Source organism: Acidovorax sp. KPB24-03 (assembly GCF_057546605.1).
On the sequence record NZ_BAAJYR010000615.1, the window covers coordinates 1 to 1,534 of the forward strand.

At 69.9% G+C, this 1,534-nt stretch carries 1 protein-coding gene; it reads right to left on the minus strand.

Translation table 11 applies throughout. The annotated features are described in order from the left end of the window. Nucleotides 1–63 precede the first annotated feature (63 nt). Entirely contained in the window at nt 64–1,062 is a 999-nt protein-coding gene (locus AC27KI_RS24525) for an aliphatic sulfonate ABC transporter substrate-binding protein (RefSeq protein ID WP_487116365.1), read from the minus strand. Nucleotides 1,063–1,534: the final 472 nt, after the last annotated feature.

Sequence of the window (1,534 nt, forward strand, 5' to 3'; positions counted from 1 at the left end):
CGGGCGGGCTCCACGGCCGGGCCGATGCCGGACCATTCCTGCGGGTGGGCGGACATGGCGCGCTCAGGCCGGCGAGGCCGCCGGCGCGTTCGTCACGCCGCGCGCGAACTGCGTGTCCACCAGGTCGGTGACCACCTTGTTCAACGCCGTGCCGGGCCGCACCAGCGCTTCGGACAGGAGCAACGGCGCAGCGCCCTGCAGCGCGGCGATGTGCTCCTGAGACGGCTGCGGGTTCGACAGGTCGGTGCGCAGTTTGAGCTGCAGTAGCGCCACCTGCAGGCTGACCTTGGCCTCTTCCGAGAGGATCCTGGCCGCCTCGGTGGTGTTAGCCAGAATCCATTGGCGGGCTCGCTCGTAGCCGGCCAGCACGCGGCGCGTCTCGGCGGCGCGCTGGGCCAGGAACTCTTCGCGCACATTCAAAAAGCCGTAGGTGTTGAACGCCACGTTGCGGTAGATGAGGCGCGAGCCCGCATCCAGCTCGCTGGCGGCCATCAGCGGATCGAGCCCCGCCCAGGCGTCCACGCGGCCCTGTTCCAGCGCGGTGCGGCCGTCGGCGTGCTGCAGCGCGACGATCTCCACGTCGTTGCGCTTCAAACCGGCCACCTGCAGCGCACGCAGCAAAAAGAGGTACGGGTCGGTGCCCTTGGTGGCGGCGACCTTCTTGCCCTTGAGTTCCTTCACGGACTGGATGGGCGAATCCTTGCGCACCACCAGCGCCGTCCATTCGGGGCGCGAGAAGATGTACGGTGCCCGGATCGGGTTGCCGTTGGCCTTGGACAGCAGCGCGGCCAGCCCGGCCGACGAGCCGATGTCGATGCTGCCCGCATTCAAATACTCCAGCGCGCGGTTGCTGCCCGCGCTGAACACCCACTTCACGGCCGTGCCGTCCTGCTTGAACGACTCCTCCAGCCAGCCAAAGCGGCGCAGCACCAGGCTGGAGGGCGAATAGGTGGCGTAGTCCAGGCGCAGTTCCTTCAGCGGCTGCGCGGCGTGCGCAGTGTGCGAGGCCAGTGGCCCGGCCAGCGCTGCGGCGCCGGCCGACAGCAGGGTGCGTCGTTGCATGGTGGTGGGTTCCCGGTGAATGCGGTGATGGTGCGGCGCAGTATCGGGCGCGGCTTGCCGCACGGCCAAGAACGTTATTCGTCTATTTTTATGAGAAACCTGCCGCCCCTGGCGTGCCCCTGGCGTGCCCCTGAAAACCGGCCGGCTGGCCTGCACCAGCCGCCGCAGGCAAGCAGCAAATTGCGCACGAATCACGCAGCAGGCCGCTGCGCGCACGGCGCGGCGGGCCGGTGCAACCCACGGCGACGCGGGTTGCACCGCGCCCCATGCCCGCCCGGCAGGCCGCGGCGCGCGCATCGGCCAAAAAACCGCATAAGCACGCGCGAATTCCGCATGTGGCGGGCCCGCGCCACTGCGCACACTGGACCCACTCGCGGCGGCGGGCGCCCTGGCCCCGACCCGCCCCCACCCTTTCGCCGGCCGCCTCCACCCATGTCCTCACGCACCCCTAACTCGACCCCGACCCCGAAGC